Origin of the sequence: Mycobacterium sp. KBS0706 (genome assembly GCF_005938675.2) — a bacterium.
Taxonomy (GTDB): Bacteria; Pseudomonadota; Alphaproteobacteria; order DSM-16000; family Inquilinaceae; genus Inquilinus.
On sequence record NZ_VCCH02000026.1, the window covers coordinates 24,091 to 40,627 of the forward strand.

Below are 16,537 nucleotides of genomic sequence, written 5' to 3' on the forward strand. Positions count from 1 at the left end.
GCGCAGCGAGGCTAGGCGATTTGGCCCTTCACGGGAACCGATCCAATGGCGGCGACTGCGGCTCGGCGGCAACGCCGTTCAACCGTCACCTCGGAACAGGTTGAGCAAGCGCGCGAGCAGACCGGCCACGATCGCACACAGCGCTGCCACGGCCAGACCTGGCAATTCCAATTGCGAGGGCATGCCAAAAATCAGATAGGGGAAAGTGAAACCACCGAAATAGGAAAGACCGACAACGAGTGACGATGGGTAGAAGATCCATAACAATACTATCGAAATGATGCTGGCGAAGTGACCAATCCAAAAGAAGTGATTGCTAGGACCATGAAGAACGGTATTGGCGAGCCATCCCCAGCGAAGGGTGAATATGAGCATGAGCCAAACAAGCGTAAGGAAGAGGAGGCCACTTAGTAACCAAAAGGCCTCGCTCGCCTTCGATGCGCCGCCCTTCGATCCTGTCATGGTAGCGGCTCTCGGCGAAGTTCGAGATGGACGAGAGACCCGGCGGTGCGCACCCGTCGCAGCCCTGGCGGCGGCGGCAAGTCGGCCGGCTGCCTCAGGTCATGGACCAGGCCGAGCCGCTCCAGCCCGCGCAGCAGCCACCAGCCGGGGTCGGCCTGGCCGGGCTCGACGCCCAGCCGCGCCGAGTCCGGGAAGGCGTGGTGATTGCCGTGCCAGGATTCGCCGAAGCTGACCAGGCTGCACCAGCGGATGTTGTGGCCCTGCACCGCCACGCCCTCGACCCGCCAGCCCTGGTCGCCGCGGCGGTGGGCGAAATGGCCGACCAGCCAATGCCCGGTCAGGGACACCGCCACCCGCATCGGCGCGCCCCAGACCAGCCAGGGCAGGCCGCCGACGCCCCAGAACAGCAGGGCCCAGGGCAGCTGTTGCAGCATCCAGCTGCGCTCCAGGAACCGGTAGAAGCGGTCGTCCAGCACCTGGGCCTCCGGCGCGAAGCGCGGCGGGCGGTCCAGCACCAGCCGGCAGTGCATCTGCCACCAGGCGTCGCGCAGCAGCCCGGCGCGATGGGCGTGCAGGTCGTGGCATCCCGCCTGGCGCTGCGCCCAGTCGCGGGTGTCGTGCAGCCGCATCATGCCGATCGGCCCCGCCATGCCGACCAGCGTGCCGAGATACACCAGCAGATGCTCCAGCCATAGCGGGGCCGAGAAGCTGCGATGGATCAGCAGCCGGTGCATGCCGACGGAATGGCCGGCGCAGATGGTGACGGCGGTGGTGGCGACGAACAGCGCCACGGCGCTCCAACTGGTCGCGAAGGGAGCGAGGCCGAGCGCCGCGACGGTCATGCCGCCGGTCCACAGCGAGCGGGCCGGCGCCCATTCCACCCGGCCCTGGGCGGCGCTGGTATCGGGGTCGGCGATCATCCGCGCGGTGGAAAGGCAGGCCATCGGATCCTCCGGCAGGGTTGCGCCATGCGGCGAGGTTCGGTATTTAGGTATTTACCTAACTATGGGGCGGCGACGCTTGTCAATGGTTAGTTAATTACCTAAATGATGGCGCCGGTTCGGCGACAGGATGGATCATGCAACGCGTCTTCGAAGCCCTGGCCTCGGCCCCCCGCCGCAAGATCCTGGCCTATCTCGCCCATGCGGAGCTGAGCGCGGGCGAGATCGCGTCGCGCTTCGAGATGTCGAAGCCGTCGATCTCGCAGCATCTCAGCGTGCTCGAGGCGGCCGGCCTGATCGCGGGGGAGAAGCGCGGCCAGTACATCTACTACCGGCTGCTGCAGGACAACCTGGCCAACACGCTGAACGGCTTCGTTTCGGAGATCTGCCCGGTCGCCCGGCCGTTGAAGAAGGAAAGCGCGCGGCTGGCCAAGGCGAAGCAGGAGGGCTGAGGCAGCGCCTCAGCCCGGCCCGCCGATCTGCGCCGAGATCCGCGCGGCGGCGTCCTGCAGCGCGGCCAGTGCCTCCGCCTGGGAGACGGTGTTGCCCCGCTGCGGCAGGAAGGGCAGGGTCAGCGCGGCGACCGCCAGCCCGGAAGGGTCCAGCACCGGCGCGCTCATATCGGTCAGGCCGGGGGCGGTCTCGCTCGGCGCCAGGTCGTGCCCGGCCGCGGCGATGCCCTCCAGCCGCGCCAGGATATCCTCGACCGGGATCCCGTCGCGCTTCGCGATCGCCTGCACCATCTCGCCGCGCCGCGGCTCGCGCTGGAAGGCGGTGAGGATGCGGGCGGAGACGAGGTGCATCGACAGCGGGAACACCGCGCCCAACTTCACCGTCCAGCCCATCGGCCGGTCCGGCTCGGCCTGCGCCAGGATCAGGAAATGCCCGCCGCTGGCCATGCTGAGATGGCAGGCGAGGCCGACCTGCGCCGCCAGCGCCTCCATCACCGGCAGCGCCGCCTGCTGCAGCCGCCGGGTCGGTGGATGCTGGGTGCCCAGCTGGAACAGCCGCAAGGTCAGCCGGTACTCGCCGGTCTTCGGGTCGCGGGCGACATAGCCGCGGCGCTCCAGCACGCCGAGCATGCGGAAGATCTCGCCGACCGACCGGCCGACCCGCGCCGCCAGCGACTTCTGGTTGATGCCGCCAGGCTCGGCCGCCAGCGCCTCCAGCAGGTCCAGCCCCTTTTCCAGCGCCGGGGCACCGGGCTTGGCATCCCTGTCGTCGGCGTTGACATCCTGGCTCATATGGTTTTCCATATTTGAAATCATAACGACACCAATAAAATTAGTGCATCGCAAAGATGCCCGACATCGGAGGAGCCGCCATGAAGATGCTGTCCCCGGCCGCGGTGGAGCATTACCGCGCGCACGGCTACCACGCCCCGATCCGGGTGATGCCGGCCGACGAGGCGACGCAGATCCGCCGCCATCTCGAAGCGCATGAGAGCGTGCATGGGACGCTGAAGGGGCCGATGCGCCACAAGAGCCATCTCCTGTTCACCTGGCTGGACGGGCTGATCCGCCATCCCGTCCTCCTCGACGCGGTCGAGGATATCATCGGCCCGAACATCCTGGTCTGGGGTTCGAGCTTCTTCATCAAGGAACCGCGCGATCCGGGCTTCGTCTCCTGGCACCAGGATTCGACCTATTGGGGGCTCGACCCGGCCGACATCGTCACCGCCTGGGTGGCGCTGTCCGAGAGCACGGCCGAGAACGGCGCGATGCGGGTGATCCCGGACAGTCACATGCTGGAGCAGGTACCGCATCGCGACACCTTCGCCGCCAACAACCTGCTGTCGCGCGGCCAGGAGATCGCGGTCGAGGTCGACGACGCGCAGGCGCGGATGCTGCAACTGCAGCCCGGCGAGATGTCGCTGCACCATGTCCGGCTGATCCACGGCTCCGACCCCAACCCGTCGGGCAAGCGCCGGATCGGCTTCGCCATCCGCTACCTGCCCACCTATGTCCGCCAGATCGTCGGCACCCATGACGCGGCGACCCTCGTCCGCGGCGTCGACGAATTCCACAATTTCGAGCCCGAGCAGCGGCCGGACGCCGACCTGTCTGAGGCCGCGCTGGCCTTCCATGCCCAGATCACCGGCGCCCATCAGCAGATCCTGATGCGCGGCACCGGTCGTCCGCCGGCCATGTAGCGGCCCGGCCACCGACCGCCCGTCCCGGGCGGCGGCCCGACAAACCACCGGCCGGCAAAGGCCGAATCATAAGGGAGGGACGTCATGGGAGCGCGGCTGCGCTGGTTCATCGTCTTCCTGCTGTTTCTCGGCGGCGGCATCAGCTACCTCGACCGGGCGGCGCTGTCGATCGCGGCGCCGTTGATCGCCGAGGACCTCGATCTCGACCCCGCCCGGCTCGGCATCGTCTTCAGCAGCTTCTTCTTCGGCTATGCCCTGTTCTGCTTCGTCGGCGGCTGGGCCTCCGACAAGATCGGGCCGAAGAATGTCTTTACCCTGGCAATGACGGTCTGGTCGGTGTTCTGCGGCCTGACCGCCGCCGCCACCAGCCTGGTCTTTCTGCTGGTGGTGCGGGTGGTCTTCGGCATGGGCGAGGGGCCGTTCAGCGCCACCGCCAACAAGGTGGTCAGCAACTGGTTTCCGCGGCGCGAGCAGGCCACCGCCGTCGGCCTCGCCAATGCCGGCCAGCCGATCGGCGCCGCCTTGGCCGGGCCGGTGGTCGGGTCGATCGCCGTGCTGGCGGGCTGGCGCATCTCCTTCACCGTCATCGCCGTGGTCGGGCTGGCTTGGGTCCTCGCCTGGATGCTGCTGGCCACCGACCGGCCGGAGCAGCATCGCTGGCTCGGCGCGGCCGAGCGCGAGGAGATGGAGCAGGAGCGGGCGAAGCCTCCGGCGGTGACGGCCAAGCTGCCGCTCTCGGCCTATCTGCGCCGCCCGGCGATCCTCGCCACTGCCTTCGCCTTCTTCGGCTACGCCTACATCCTCTATTTCTTCCTGTCCTGGTTCCCGACCTACCTGGTCAAGGCGCAGGGTCTCAGCATCGGCACCATGGGCGTGGTCAACGCGATCCCCTGGCTGGTCGGCTGCATCGGCATGGTGCTGGGCGGCTTCGTCTGCGATCGCATCTACCAGCGCACCGGCAACGCCGTCTTCGCGCGCAAACTGATCCTGGTCGGCAGCCTGGCCATCGCCGCCATTTGCGTCGCGCTGGCCGGCATCGTCACCGGGGTCGCCGGCGTGGTGGCGCTGATGGCGGTCTCGGTCTTCTTCATGTACCTGACCGCGAACACCTACTGGGCGATCATCCTCGACACGGTGGAGGAGGGGCGGGTCGGCAGCGTCGGCGGCTTCGTCCACCTGATCGCCAACCTCGCCGGCATCGTGGCGCCGTCCGTCACCGGCTTCATCGTCGAATGGTCGGGCGGCTTCGCCGGGGCCTTCGTCCTGACCGGCGCGATCGCGATCGTGGGCGCACTGTCGGTCGCGGTGTTCGTGCGCAGCCCGGCCCGGACGGAGTGGCTGCGAATGGCCAGACCGCTGGCCGGGTCGCCGCGATCGTGACGGGGCGCGCTATGTCCCGGCCCGCCACTCCACCACGCCGAAATCGGTGACCAGCGCGACCACGCGGCCGGCGCTGTCGAGGCCGAAATAGGAGGCGTAGAAGCCGTCGCCCCAGCCCGAGGAGAACATCGCGACATTGGCATGCCCGTATGGGCGCAGCAGCCAGGCCCGGCTGCCGGACGGAGCATTGTTCAGGGCGTCGACCAACCGCATCGTCGCGGCCTCGCCGGCCGTCGCCGCCAGATAGGAAACCTGGGTGGCGGCGTCCATGAACGCGCCGGTGCCGGTGTCGACGCCGTAGCCGTGGATGTAGCCAGGCTTCAGGTCCTGCAGCGTCTGCCCGGGCCGCAGTGCCATCTCCCAGCGTTCCACCGGCCGGTCGGCGAAAAGGATGCGGGCGAAGGCCACCCGTTCGTCGTTCGGCAGCTTTGCCATGGCCAGCTGGACCGGGAACTTGCCCACCGGCACGCGCCGGCCGAAGGCCTCGATGCGATCGCAGATGAAGGGATCGCAGGCGACGATCCGGCCACTCGGCACGGCCAACTTGCCGATCTCCAGCCCTGACAGCTCGATCGGCCCGTCTGGCGGCGTGACGGTGAAGCCGGGGCCGAAGGCCTGCGAGAACAACACCGCTTGCGGCAGAGGCCACGACGCCTCCACCGCCGGGGCCCGTGGAGAGCAGGCCATCGCGAGCAGCAGCAGGCACCAGGCGAAAGATCGGCTGGAGAAACGCATCAACCGGGCTCCTGCTGCGCCGTCACGACGCCGCGACCATCTCCGGATCGCGGTTCGGCCGCTCCGGCGCCGCCAGCTCGCCGCGCTCCGCCGCCTCCTGCTGCCGGCGCCACATCTCGGCGTAGCGGCCATCCTCGGCCAGCAGCTGGGCGTGGCTGCCGCGCTCGGCGATGCGGCCATCGGCCAGGACGATGATCTCGTCGGCGTCGATCACGGTCGACAGGCGATGCGCGATCACCAGCGTGGTCTTGCCGCGGCTGACCTCGCGCAGATTGGCCTGGATCTCGCGCTCGGTGTTGGTGTCGAGCGCCGAGGTCGCCTCGTCGAACAGCAGGATCGCCGGGTCCTTCAGGATGGTGCGGGCGATGGCCACGCGCTGCTTCTCGCCGCCCGACAGCTTCAGCCCGCGCTCGCCGACCTTGGTGTCGTAGCCGTCGGGCAGGCGCAGCACGAACTCGTGGATCCGCGCCATCTGGGCGGCGGCCACGACCTCCTCGTCGCTCGCCCCCGGGCGGCCATAGGCGATGTTGTAGCGGATGGTGTCGTTGAACAGCACCGTGTCCTGCGGGACGATGCCGATGGCGGCGCGCAGGCTGGCCTGGGTGATGTCGCGGATGTCCTGGCCGTCGATCCGCACCGACCCGGCGGTGATGTCGTAGAAGCGGAACAGCAGGCGGCTGATGGTCGATTTGCCGGCCCCGGTCGGCCCGACGATGGCGACGGTGTGCCCGGCCGGCACGGCGAAGGTGACGCCCTTCAGGATCGCCCGGCGCGGGTCGTAGCCGAACTCGACATCGGTGAAGCTGACCGTGCCCCCCTGCACCTGCAACGGCTGGGCGCCGGGCGCGTCCGTCACCTCCTGCGGCACGCCGAGCAGCGAGAACATCTTCTCGATGTCGACTAGGGCCTGTTTCACCTCGCGATAGACGAAGCCGAAGAAGTTCAGCGGCAGGTACAGCTGGATCAGATAGGTGTTGGCCAGCACGAAGTCGCCGACCGTCAGCCGGCCCTGGACGATACCGGCCGCGGCCATCCACATCACCGCGGTCAGGCCGACGGCGATGATCGCCGCCTGGCCCATGTTCAGCAGCGACAGCGACACCTGGCTGCGCACCGCCGCCGCTTCGTAACGGATCAGCGACGCCTCGTAGCGCCGCGCCTCATGGTCCTCGTTGCCGAAATACTTGACCGTCTCGAAGTTCAGCAGGCTGTCGATCGCCTTGGTGTTGGCCTCCTGGTCGGTCTCGTTCATCTGGCGGCGGTACTTGGTCCGCCATTCCGTCACCCACAGGGTGAAGGCGATGTAGAGGACGACGGTGGCCAGCGTGACCAGCGCGAACCACAGGTCGAGGATCCACCACAGCACGGCGACGACGAACAGGATCTCGACCAGGGTCGGCAGGATGTTGAACAGCATGAAGCGCAGCAGCGTGTCGATCGCCGCATTGCCGCGCTCGATCGCCCGCGACAGGCCGCCGGTCTGGCGGTCGAGATGGAAGCGCAGCGACAGGGCGTGCAGGTGCTGGAAGGTGGCGAGGCCGGTGCGGCGGATGGCGCGCTGCGCCACCTTGGCGAAGATCGCGTCGCGCAGCTCGCCGAAGGCCAGGCTCAGCACCCGGGCGGCGCCATAGGCCAGGATGACGCCGACCGGCAGGATCAGCGGCAGCCCGCCCTTCACCGACAGGGCGTCGATCGCCTCCTTGTAGAAGATCGGGGTGTAGACGCTGGCGATCTTGGCGGCGATCAGCAGCAGCACCGCCAGTACAACCCGGGCCCGCATCTCCAGCTGGCCCACCGGCCAGAGATAGGGGGCGAGCGAGCGCAAGGGATGACGGCCCTTGGCGGCGTCGATGACGGAAGGGGGCGTGGCGGCGTTCATGGCGCGTACCCTAAGCGGGCGATCCGCAGGCGGGAAGGGCAAAGCCGCCGCAGCCGCTAGGCGTATATTGCTAAAATTCGATGATTATGTTGCTATGCAGCAACGCTGTGTGACTTTCACGATCGCATCACGGCAAAAGGACTCCTCTGCGCCCCGTGCCGCGCTACGTATCTCAAGATTGCTGGAGATCCATTGATGCGACGCTTCATTGTCCCGCTTTTGTCCCTGCTGCTTGGCGCGGCTGCCCTGCCGGCCGTGGCACAGGCCGGGCTGACGCCGGCCGCCGCGTCGCTGGACGCGGCCTCCTTGTCCGACCCACGGGCCGCGATCGAGGCCGTGATCGGCGACGCCGACACGATTACCGTCGGCGGCGTGGTGCTGAAGGCGCGGGAGGTGCGCGGCCTCTATTCCGGCCGCGGCTGGTTCCCGCTGTGGATCGACATGGACGGGCGGCTCGATCCGCGCGTCGAGCCGATCGTGGCGCGGCTGGCCAAGGCGCGTGAGGAGGGGCTGGTCCCGTCCGACTACTATGTCGAGTCGTTGAAGGAGCTGATCCGCTCCGCCGATGCAGACGACGTCGTCGCGACCGAGATCCTGCTCAGCGCGGCGGTGATGCGCTACGGCGTCGACGTGCATTCCGGCCGGCTGGTGCCGCGCGAGATCGATCCGACCTTCGACATCACACCGAAACCGGTCGACAGGGCCGCTTTGGCCACCGCCGCGTCGATGCTGCCCGACCCGTACAGGTTCCTGGCCGATCTGGCGCCGAAGCATGCGCTGTACCAGCAGCTGAAGGGCGCGCTGAGCGGGTTCGAGACGCTGGCCGAGGCCGGCTGGCCGACCATCCCGGCGGGCAACAGTGTGCGCCCGGGTGAGGAGAGCGACCGGGTGCCGGTGCTGCGCGCCCGCCTGGCCGCCACCGGCGAGCTCGTCGGCGATCCCGCGGACCAGAGCCGGCTCTACGACCCGCAGCTGGTGGCCGCGGTCGAGCAGTTCCAGACCAAGCACGGGCTCAAGCCGGACGGCATCCTCGGCCGCGCCACCCTGGCCATGCTGAACCGGCAGGGGCCGGAGCGGATGAACCAGATCGTCGCCAGCATGGAGCGGCTGCGCTGGCTGCCGGACGATCTCGGCCCCGACTACCTGATGGTCAACATCGCCGCCTTCACCATGGACGTCGTCGCCGACGGCCAGCTGGTGCGGACCATGGATGTCGTGGTCGGCCAGCCCAAGAATCAGACGCCGCTGTTCAACAGCGCCCTGACCTATCTCGAGTTCAACCCGACCTGGACCATACCGCCCTCGATCGCCGCCAAGGAGTACCTGCCGAAGCTGCGCAACAATCCGGGCTATCTCGCCAGCCGCAACTACCGGCTGTTCTCCGGCTGGGGCGGCGGCTCGCGCGAAATGAGCGCCGACTATGTCGACTGGTACGGCGTCGGCGCCGGCACCATGCGGTCGATGCGCATCCGGCAGGACCCGGGGCCGGGCAACGCGCTGGGCAAGGTCAAGTTCATGATGGCGAACAATTGGAGCGTCTATCTCCACGACACGCCGTCGAAGAGCTACTTCAAGCGCACCGACCGCGCCCTGTCGCATGGCTGCGTCCGGCTGCAGGATCCGATCTGGCTGGCCGACTATCTGCTCGACGGATCGCCCGACTGGTCGCCGGCGCGGCGTGAGCGGGTGATGGGCAGCTGGACCCCGACGACTCGGATCAATCTGCCCGCTCCGATGCCGCTCTACATCGTCTACCAGACAGCCTGGGTCGACGGGACCGGCGAGGTGGCGTTCCGCGACGACATTTACGGCATTGATGCCAAGGTCATCGCAGCGCTCCAGGCCCGAGAAACCCGGCGCGAACAACTCGCATCTTCCCGCTGAAATCCTCGTACGATTCGAACGTTGCTCCAAAAGGCGGCCGAATTTCGGTCGCCTTTTTTTATGTCGCCTTGATGATTTCGAATGGGTGTAAAATCTATATTACGATTTTCAGGGCATTTACTTTATCCATCACCAAAAGTGCGACAGATCTACCACAATGTTGCCATTATATCACAGGCTTTCTTTGTAAAGCTGAGAAGAAACTGTTGATTCCCGCTTCGCCCTGCTTCACAAAGGACGCCATCAAACGCCCGGCGCCCAGTATAGGCGTGTAAAGCGTCAGAAATGCCGGAAGCGCGGTTAGTGAAGGTTAGGAGCAGCGGGAACGATGCAGAGACGGCATTTCCTGAGGATGTCGGCCGGGGCTGTTGCAGCCGCCGCCGTCGCGCCAATCGCACCACTCTCAGCCTTAGCCGCCCCCAATCGACGAACGCTCCATCTGTACGACGCCCACAACCTTGTCGAAATCAAGGAAGAGTACTGGGCTGATGGCTGGTACAACCCGGACGTCCTGGCCAAGTTCAACTACTTCCTGCGCGATTGGCGGTCGGACGAGGTCCGGGTGATGGATCCGGGTCTGCTCGACATCCTCAACACGCTGCAGCGTAAGGGCGGGTCGGACGAGCCGATCCACGTCGTCTGCGGCTATCGCTCCCGCGCCACCAACGCCATGCTGGCTCGCCGCAGCCGCGGCGTCGCACGCAATTCCCTGCACATCCAGGGCCAGGCGGCGGACATCTTCATGCCGAATATGAGCCTGGCCAGCCTGCGCCGCAACGCGGTCGGGCTGCAGGCCGGCGGCGTCGGCTACTATCCGCGCTCGAACTTCGTCCATGTCGACACCGGCGACGTCCGCACTTGGTGACGATGCCGCATCGAAGGGCAGGGGCCGCCGCAGGGCGGCCCTTTCTATTGGGGCACCCCGGCTCATAGATCGATCAGCGCATAAGGCCGGCCGCTCGGCTTCTCGATCGCCCAGGCGACGTTGTAGACCGGCGCGCCGCCCGGGGTGTGGCCCTGGTACACGCCGCGATGGGCGTGGCCGTGCACCACCGCGCTCACGGTGAAGCGGTCGATCGTCTCGGCCAGGCGCGACGAGCCGAGGAAGGGGTAGATCTCCAGCGGCTCGCCCTCGATGGTCTCGGAGATCGGGGCATAGTGCAGCACCACCATCGCCCGCTGCGTCTTCACCGTCCGCATCGCATTCTCCAGCCGCATCGCCTCGGACACGGCGACGGAGACGAACTCCTTGGTCTCCGGTTCGCCGAAGGAGCCCAGCATCCGCCGGCCGAAGCCGCCGGCGAAGCCCTTGACCCCGACGAAGCCGACGCCGTCGATCTCGACCGCGCTGCCGTCCAGCAGCCGCAGCCCCGCCTGGGTCAGGATCGACCGCACCTTGTCGATCTCGCCGCATTCATAATCGTGGTTGCCGAGCACGCCGATCACCGGCACCGGGCAGGCGCGCAGATCCTCGGCCAGGCGTTCGGCCTGCCGCACCGTGCCAGTGTCGGTCAGGTCGCCGCACAGCACCAGCGCGTCGGCCGCCTGCGCGATCTCGCCGAACATCTCGCGCAGCGGATCGGACTCGTCCTTGACATGGATGTCGCCGATCGCGGCGACGGTGAATTTTCCGTTCTCCGCCATGAGTCGGTCCCGTTCTCCTGTGTCAGGCGTCGCGCCACTCACCCTCGCCGCCGACATCGGCGAAGCCCCATTCCTCGACCGCCATGGCGTAGTCGACCCGCGACAGCATGCGGCCGCGGCACACCTTCATCTGCGGCGGCGGCAGGTCGAGCTGGTGGCGCAGCCGGTCCATCAGCTCGTCCATCAGCCAGCGCGGCACCCGGTTGCGCTCGGTCGGATAGGCCCAGCGGAAGTTGAGCAGATGCACCAGCAGCATCTCCCAATGCAGCTCCATGTAGCCGAGCAGCCGCTGCCAATCGATCTGGTCGTGCTGCTTCAGGATGACATGGATCACGTCGGCGCCGTCGTAGCGGTGGCGCATCTGGATGAAGGCCTTGGACCAGACCAGCTCGGTCGGGGCGACGATCTGGACCTGGGTGCCGAAGACCTCGATCTCGCGGGCGTGCTCGAACCACTGGTCGTTCACCGGCATGGTGCCGTTCGACGAGGCATAGATCACGTCGAAGAAGTGCCGGCCCTTGTGCACCTTGCCGAGCCAGCGCTCGTCCTCGATCTCGATCGAGAAGCCGAGGTCGTGGAAATGGCCGAGGATGCGCGGGCTGTCGCCGGCCTTGCAGAAGATGTCCAGATCCTTGGTCGGCCGCGAGATGCCGGTATAGGCGCTGACGGCATAGGTGCCGGCCAGCAGAAAGGGCAGGCCGGTCGTCGCCAGCTCGCGCAGCGCGTCGGAGTAGAACGCCTCGGCCTGCGGGTCGTGCAGCGTCGGCGCGGCGGCGGCGATGATCGACGGAATCGGCCGGTCCTCCCGGTTGCGGCAGCAGGCGTTGCAACAACCGGGTATCGGGAGGGTCGGTTCCGTCGAAGGCTGTCAGGCCTGGTGCTTGGCGCAGAAGCCCTCGGCGTCGAGCGTCCGGAAATCCTGCAGCGCCGCGCGCAGCCGGTCCTGCGGCCAGTCCCACCACGCCAGCGCCAGCAGCCGTGCTTCGACCGTCTCGGTCACCCGGCGGCGGATCGGCCGGGCCGGGCTGCCGGCGACGATGGTGTAGGCTGGTACGTCGTGGGTGACCACGGCGCCGGCGCCGATCACCGCCCCGGTGCCGACCGTGACCCCCGGCAGCACGATGGCGCCATGGCCGATCCAGACGTCATGACCGATCGTCACCCGGTGGTCGCGGCGCCAGGCGAAGAACTCGGTGTCGTCGGTGTCGGCGAGGCCGTAGGCGGCGGAGCGATAGGTGAAGTGATGCTGCGTCGCCCGCCAGGTCGGGTGGTTCGGGGCGTTCAGCCGGGTATAGGCGGCGATCGAGCAGAACTTGCCGATTTGGACGCACCAGGCCATCGCCCCGTCCATCAGGTAGCTGTAGTCGCCGACGGTGACCTCGTTCAGCACCGCATGGGCGCCGATCTCGGTGTAGATGCCGAGCTGGCAGGCCGAGACTCGGGCGCTCGGGGCGATCAGGGGTTCAGGCCCCAGGGTCTTGGTGCTCATCGGATTCTCCGGGCGGGCATCATATAGAGGTCTAGACAAGTTCGATGACGATTCTGCTGCCGCCTAGCTTGTGCCGCGGGCGGTCTTCCCGTTGAGTGCGCGGATGCCCGCGTCCTCCCATCTCGGCCTGCCGCCGCTCAACGCCCTCGTCGTGTTCGAGGCGGCGGCGCGGCTGGCCAATTTCTCCCGCGCCGGCGCCGAGCTCGGCCTGACCCAGAGCGCGGTCAGCCGCCAGATCCTGAAGCTCGAGGCCTTCATCGGCGGCAAGCTCTTCCAGCGCACCCCGTCCGGCGTCAGCCTGACCCCGCTGGGCGAGAGCTATGTCGCCGAGGTCCGGCGCATCCTCGGCGATCTGATGGCGGTGACGCATGGCGTGCGCGGCTCGGCCGGGCCGCGCCAGGTGACGCTGGCCTGCTCGCATGGCATCGCCGATCTCTGGCTGATGCCGCGGTTGAAAGCGCTCGACGCCGCGCTGCCGGGGATCGAGCTGCGGCTGCGCGTGACCGACGATGTCCAGCACCTGCGGCTGGACGAGTTCGATCTCGCCATCTTCTACCGGCGCGAGCGGCCGTCCGGCGTGGCGCTGCATGTGCTGGGCACCGAGGAGATCGTGCCGGTCGCGGCGCCCGGGCGGCCGGCACTGCAGGACGACCCGGCGCCGACCCTGCTGGCGATCGAGGATTCGCTGCGCGAATGGATGGACTGGCCGCACTGGTTCGGTGCCGCGGCGATGCCGATGCCGCCGCGGGCCCGGTTCTGGCGGCTCGGCTCCTATGCCCTGGCGGTGCAGGCTGCGTCGCAGGGGCTGGGCACGGCACTGGGCTGGACCTGGCTGCTGCGCGACCAGCTGGCCTCCGGCGCACTGGTGCCGGCGAATGGCTTCTACCTGCACTCGGAAGGCTCGTTCTACCTGATGCGGCCGCTGGACCGGCATGTCCGCCGGGTGGTGCGCCAGGCGATGGACTGGCTGGTCGCCAGCAATGCCAGCTAGGTGCTGGCTGTCGCCGGCCGCGAACGCATCCGCTGGGCCTTCACCAGGCCGACAATGGTGAACAGCATCCAGAAGGCCTGGGCCACGAAGGAGGCCAGGTTGAAGCTCCACAGCAGCGAATACATCACCAACACGCCGCCGACGATGTTCAGCAGGGCAGTGCGCCAGTCCGTGATCGCGAGGATCTGCAACTGGGCCAGAGCATAGGCGTGCAGATAGGCCAGGACACCGACCAGGCCGACCACATCCGGCAGACTCACGATTCGACCTCGATCAACGAAGGCGCCTTGCATAGGGGCCGGCCGGGACAAGTGGCACCGAATCTTGCTCATGGGGTCATGTCCAAAAATCATGTCCGACTTATTGCCATCATCCACTAGGGTCCGGCCGCTCAAGGCAGCGCGACGCAACGGCTGCCGCCCGGGCGCCACAGAGCGCCACCCACCCGACAACAGGGATCGGTCATGACACGCAGGGACTTCCCGCAACTCGAAACCACGCGCCGCGGCCTGCTGCTGGGCGCCGCCGGCCTCGGCCTCGCGACGGCTGCATCGGGCGGATTCGGCCGCGCCTTCGCCCTGGACACGCCGCGCAAGGGCGGCGTGCTGAAGCTGGGCATGGGCGGCGGCAGCACGACCGATACGCTCGACCCGCGGGTGATGACCGACTGGGTGCCGCTCAATCAGGCCTTCATGCTGATGAACGGCCTGGTCGAGATCGACCGCGACAACCAGGCGGTGCCGGAGCTGCTGGAGAGTTGGGAGGCCAAACCGGGCGCGGCGGAATGGGTGTTCAATCTCCGGCAGGGCGTGACCTTCCACAACGGCAAGGCGCTGACGGTCGAGGACGTGATCTACTCGATCAACCTGCATCGCGGCGAAAGCACCTCCGCCGCCCGTGCCATCGCCGAGCAGATCAAGGACGTCCGCAAGCTCTCCGACAGCCAGATCGCGATCGAGCTGACCGGCGGCAACGCCGACCTGCCGTATCTCCTGTCCGACTACCATTTCCTGGTGGTGCCGGAGGGCTTCACCGACTGGTCGAAGCCAGTCGGCACCGGCCCCTTCGTCTATGAGAGCTACGAGCCCGGCGTGCGCTCGCGCTTCACCCGAAACCCGAGCTACTGGAAGCCGGGCTGCGCCAATGTCGACGCGGTCGAGGTCATCGTCATCAACGACGTCGCCGCGCGCACCAACGCGCTGATGTCGGGCCAGGTCCACGCCATCAACCGGCTCGACTTCAAGACGGTCGACCTCTTGAAGCGCAACCCGAAGCTGCAGATCGTGCAGTCGGCCGGCGGCCAGCACTTCACCTTCCTGATGGACTGCACCAAGCCGCCATTCGTGGACAACAATGTCCGCCTCGCCATCAAATATGCGATCGACCGTGAGCAGCTGCTGAAGGTGGCGCTGCGCGGCTACGGCCAGCTCGGCAACGACCATCCGATCCCGCGCACCGACCGCTTCTTCAACAGCGAGCTGCCGCAGCACGCCTATGATCCCGACAAGGCCAAGCACTATCTGCAGCAGGCCGGTATGAGCGACCTGAAGGTCGAGCTGTCGGCCTCCGACGCCGCTTTCGGGGGCGCGGTCGACGCCGCCGCGATCTTCCGCACCGCCGCGACCAAGGCCGGGATCGACGTCTCGATCAAGCGCGAATCCCCGGACGGGTACTGGGACAAGGTGTGGATGCAGGCACCGTTCAGCATGGGCTATTGGGGCGGCCGCCCGACCGCGGACCAGATGCTGTCCATCGCCTATGCCTCCGACGCCAAATGGAACGACACCCATTGGAAGAACCAGCAATTCGACAGGCTGCTGCTGGAGGCACGCGGGCTGCTCGACGACGCCAAGCGCAAAGAGATCTACTGGACGCTGCAGGAGATGATCTCGGATCTGGGCGGCGCCATGATCCCGATGTTCGGCGATTATCTCGACGGCGTGTCGACCCAGGTGCAGGGCGTGATGCCGCATCCGATGTTCAACTTCATGGGCGGGCGGCTGGCGGAGCGCGTCTGGCTGGCGGCCTGATGACATCGCTGATCCTCAGACGGATCGCACTCGGACTCTTCACCCTGTGGCTGGTGTCGGTGCTGGTCTTCGCCGGCACCCAGCTGCTGCCCGGCGACGTCGCCTCGGCCATCCTCGGCCAGTCGGCGACGCCGGAGGCGCTGGCCGCGCTGCGCCGCGACCTCGGGCTCGAAGTGCCGGCGCTGCTCCGCTACGGCCAGTGGCTGTGGGGCTTCGTCCAGGGCGATCTAGGCCGGTCGCTGGCCAACCAGCAGCCGGTGGCCGAGCTGCTGTGGCCGCGCTTCTGGAACACCATGTTCCTGGCCGCCTATGCCGCGGTGATCGGCGTGCCACTGGCGGTGGGTCTCGGCATCCTCACCGCGGTCCGCGGCGGCGGGGTGTTCGACCGGCTGGTGAATATCCTGGCGCTCGGCACCGTGTCGCTGCCGGAATACTTCCTCGGCCTGGTGCTGATTCTGGTCCTGGCGGTGCAGAACCCGGTCTTCCCCAGCCTGGCCGACGTCTATCCCGGCATGGGCTTCGCCGAGCGGCTGGACGCGACGACGCTGCCGATGCTGACCCTGCTGCTGGTCACCGTCGCCCAGATCATGCGCATGACCCGGACGGCGGTGCTGGCGGTGATGGATTCCGCCTATGTCGAGACCGCCTATCTGAAGGGCCTGCGGACCGGCCGGGTGGTGCTGCGCCACGCCCTGCCGAACGCGGCGGCGCCGGTGGTCAACGTCGTCGCCTTCAACATCGCCTATCTGATCACCGGCGTGGTGCTGGTCGAGGCGGTGTTCAACTACAACGGACTCGGCCGGTTCATGGTCGACGCCGTGGCCAAGCGCGACCTGCCGATGGTGCAGGCCTGCGCCATGGTGTTCGGTGCCGCCTACGTCATCCTGAACATGATCGCCGACATCGCCGCCATCGCGCTCAATCCGCGCCTGCGGCATCCCCGGTAGACC

General features: G+C 67.6%; 17 protein-coding genes. 8 read left to right on the forward strand and 9 right to left on the reverse strand.

All coding sequences use genetic code 11. The features are described 5' to 3' along the window. Positions 1–78: 78 nt before the first annotated feature. Positions 79–462, reverse strand: a complete 384-nt coding sequence (locus tag FFK22_RS16090) for a hypothetical protein (RefSeq protein ID WP_138889718.1) — start codon at positions 460–462, stop codon at positions 79–81. Next, on the reverse strand, positions 459–1,406 hold the full coding sequence (locus tag FFK22_RS16095) for an acyl-CoA desaturase (protein ID WP_138889719.1): 948 nt from the start codon (positions 1,404–1,406) through the stop codon (positions 459–461). The genes FFK22_RS16090 and FFK22_RS16095 overlap by 4 nt, the downstream gene beginning before the upstream one ends. 134 nt (positions 1,407–1,540) lie before the next feature. On the opposite strand from FFK22_RS16095, the gene FFK22_RS16100 reads away from it, so the two are divergent. Next, positions 1,541–1,855: a metalloregulator ArsR/SmtB family transcription factor gene (locus tag FFK22_RS16100; protein ID WP_138889720.1), complete on the forward strand. Its 315-nt coding sequence runs from the start codon at positions 1,541–1,543 to the stop codon at positions 1,853–1,855. A gap of 9 nt (positions 1,856–1,864) precedes the next feature. Here the strand turns inward: FFK22_RS16100 and FFK22_RS16105 are convergent, their stop codons facing one another. After that, entirely contained in the window at positions 1,865–2,647 is a 783-nt protein-coding gene (locus FFK22_RS16105) for an IclR family transcriptional regulator (RefSeq protein ID WP_186002488.1), read from the reverse strand. An 80-nt stretch (positions 2,648–2,727) separates the two neighbouring features. Between FFK22_RS16105 and FFK22_RS16110 the strand changes: the two genes are divergently transcribed. Then, positions 2,728–3,555, forward strand: a complete 828-nt coding sequence (locus FFK22_RS16110) for a phytanoyl-CoA dioxygenase family protein (RefSeq protein ID WP_138889722.1) — start codon at positions 2,728–2,730, stop codon at positions 3,553–3,555. A gap of 84 nt (positions 3,556–3,639) precedes the next feature. Continuing rightward, positions 3,640–4,935: an MFS transporter gene (locus FFK22_RS16115; protein ID WP_138889723.1), complete on the forward strand. Its 1,296-nt coding sequence runs from the start codon at positions 3,640–3,642 to the stop codon at positions 4,933–4,935. Positions 4,936–4,944: 9 nt separating this feature from the next. Here FFK22_RS16115 and FFK22_RS16120 read toward each other — a convergent pair whose 3' ends face one another. Together FFK22_RS16120 and FFK22_RS16125 are read right to left on the reverse strand one after the other, a co-directional pair. Continuing rightward, positions 4,945–5,670, reverse strand: a complete 726-nt coding sequence (locus FFK22_RS16120; RefSeq protein ID WP_186002489.1) for a DUF4241 domain-containing protein — start codon at positions 5,668–5,670, stop codon at positions 4,945–4,947. Positions 5,671–5,692: 22 nt separating this feature from the next. Continuing rightward, complete coding sequence (locus FFK22_RS16125; protein ID WP_138889725.1) at positions 5,693–7,549, reverse strand: ABC transporter ATP-binding protein/permease; 1,857 nt, start codon at positions 7,547–7,549, stop codon at positions 5,693–5,695. 195 nt (positions 7,550–7,744) lie between these two features. Here FFK22_RS16125 and FFK22_RS16130 point away from each other — a divergent pair, with 195 nt between their 5' ends. Together FFK22_RS16130 and FFK22_RS16135 are read left to right on the forward strand one after the other, a co-directional pair. Further along, positions 7,745–9,433, forward strand: coding sequence for a murein L,D-transpeptidase (locus tag FFK22_RS16130; RefSeq protein WP_138889726.1), 1,689 nt, complete (start codon positions 7,745–7,747; stop codon positions 9,431–9,433). Positions 9,434–9,761: 328 nt separating this feature from the next. Continuing rightward, entirely contained in the window at positions 9,762–10,298 is a 537-nt protein-coding gene (locus tag FFK22_RS16135; protein WP_138889758.1) for a DUF882 domain-containing protein, read from the forward strand. 62 nt (positions 10,299–10,360) lie between these two features. On the opposite strand, the gene FFK22_RS16140 is transcribed toward FFK22_RS16135, so the two are convergent. The 3 genes from FFK22_RS16140 to FFK22_RS16150 all read right to left on the reverse strand — a co-directional run bounded on the left by FFK22_RS16140 (position 10,361) and on the right by FFK22_RS16150 (position 12,566). Continuing rightward, the gene (locus FFK22_RS16140) at positions 10,361–11,077 is read right to left on the reverse strand and encodes a metallophosphoesterase (protein ID WP_138889727.1); all 717 of its coding nucleotides are present in this window, start codon (positions 11,075–11,077) and stop codon (positions 10,361–10,363) included. A 22-nt stretch (positions 11,078–11,099) separates the two neighbouring features. Further along, positions 11,100–11,603, reverse strand: coding sequence for a hypothetical protein (locus FFK22_RS16145; protein WP_221938634.1), 504 nt, complete (start codon positions 11,601–11,603; stop codon positions 11,100–11,102). Positions 11,604–11,945: 342 nt separating this feature from the next. Beyond that, on the reverse strand, positions 11,946–12,566 hold the full coding sequence (locus FFK22_RS16150) for a DapH/DapD/GlmU-related protein (RefSeq protein WP_138889729.1): 621 nt from the start codon (positions 12,564–12,566) through the stop codon (positions 11,946–11,948). A 103-nt stretch (positions 12,567–12,669) separates the two neighbouring features. On the opposite strand from FFK22_RS16150, the gene FFK22_RS16155 reads away from it, so the two are divergent. Further along, complete coding sequence (locus FFK22_RS16155) at positions 12,670–13,557, forward strand: LysR substrate-binding domain-containing protein (RefSeq protein ID WP_138889730.1); 888 nt, start codon at positions 12,670–12,672, stop codon at positions 13,555–13,557. Here the strand turns inward: FFK22_RS16155 and FFK22_RS16160 are convergent. After that, positions 13,554–13,817: a cyclic nucleotide-binding protein gene (locus FFK22_RS16160; protein WP_138889731.1), complete on the reverse strand. Its 264-nt coding sequence runs from the start codon at positions 13,815–13,817 to the stop codon at positions 13,554–13,556. The genes FFK22_RS16155 and FFK22_RS16160 overlap by 4 nt on opposite strands. Before the next feature lie 204 nt (positions 13,818–14,021). Here FFK22_RS16160 and FFK22_RS16165 point away from each other — a divergent pair, with 204 nt between their 5' ends. Then, a complete protein-coding gene (locus tag FFK22_RS16165) occupies positions 14,022–15,587 on the forward strand; it encodes an ABC transporter substrate-binding protein (protein ID WP_138889732.1) in 1,566 nt (521 codons plus the stop codon). Continuing rightward, a complete protein-coding gene (locus FFK22_RS16170) occupies positions 15,587–16,534 on the forward strand; it encodes an ABC transporter permease (RefSeq protein WP_138889733.1) in 948 nt (315 codons plus the stop codon). Before FFK22_RS16165 ends, FFK22_RS16170 begins: the two co-directional genes overlap by 1 nt. The last annotated feature ends 3 nt before the right edge of the window (positions 16,535–16,537 follow it).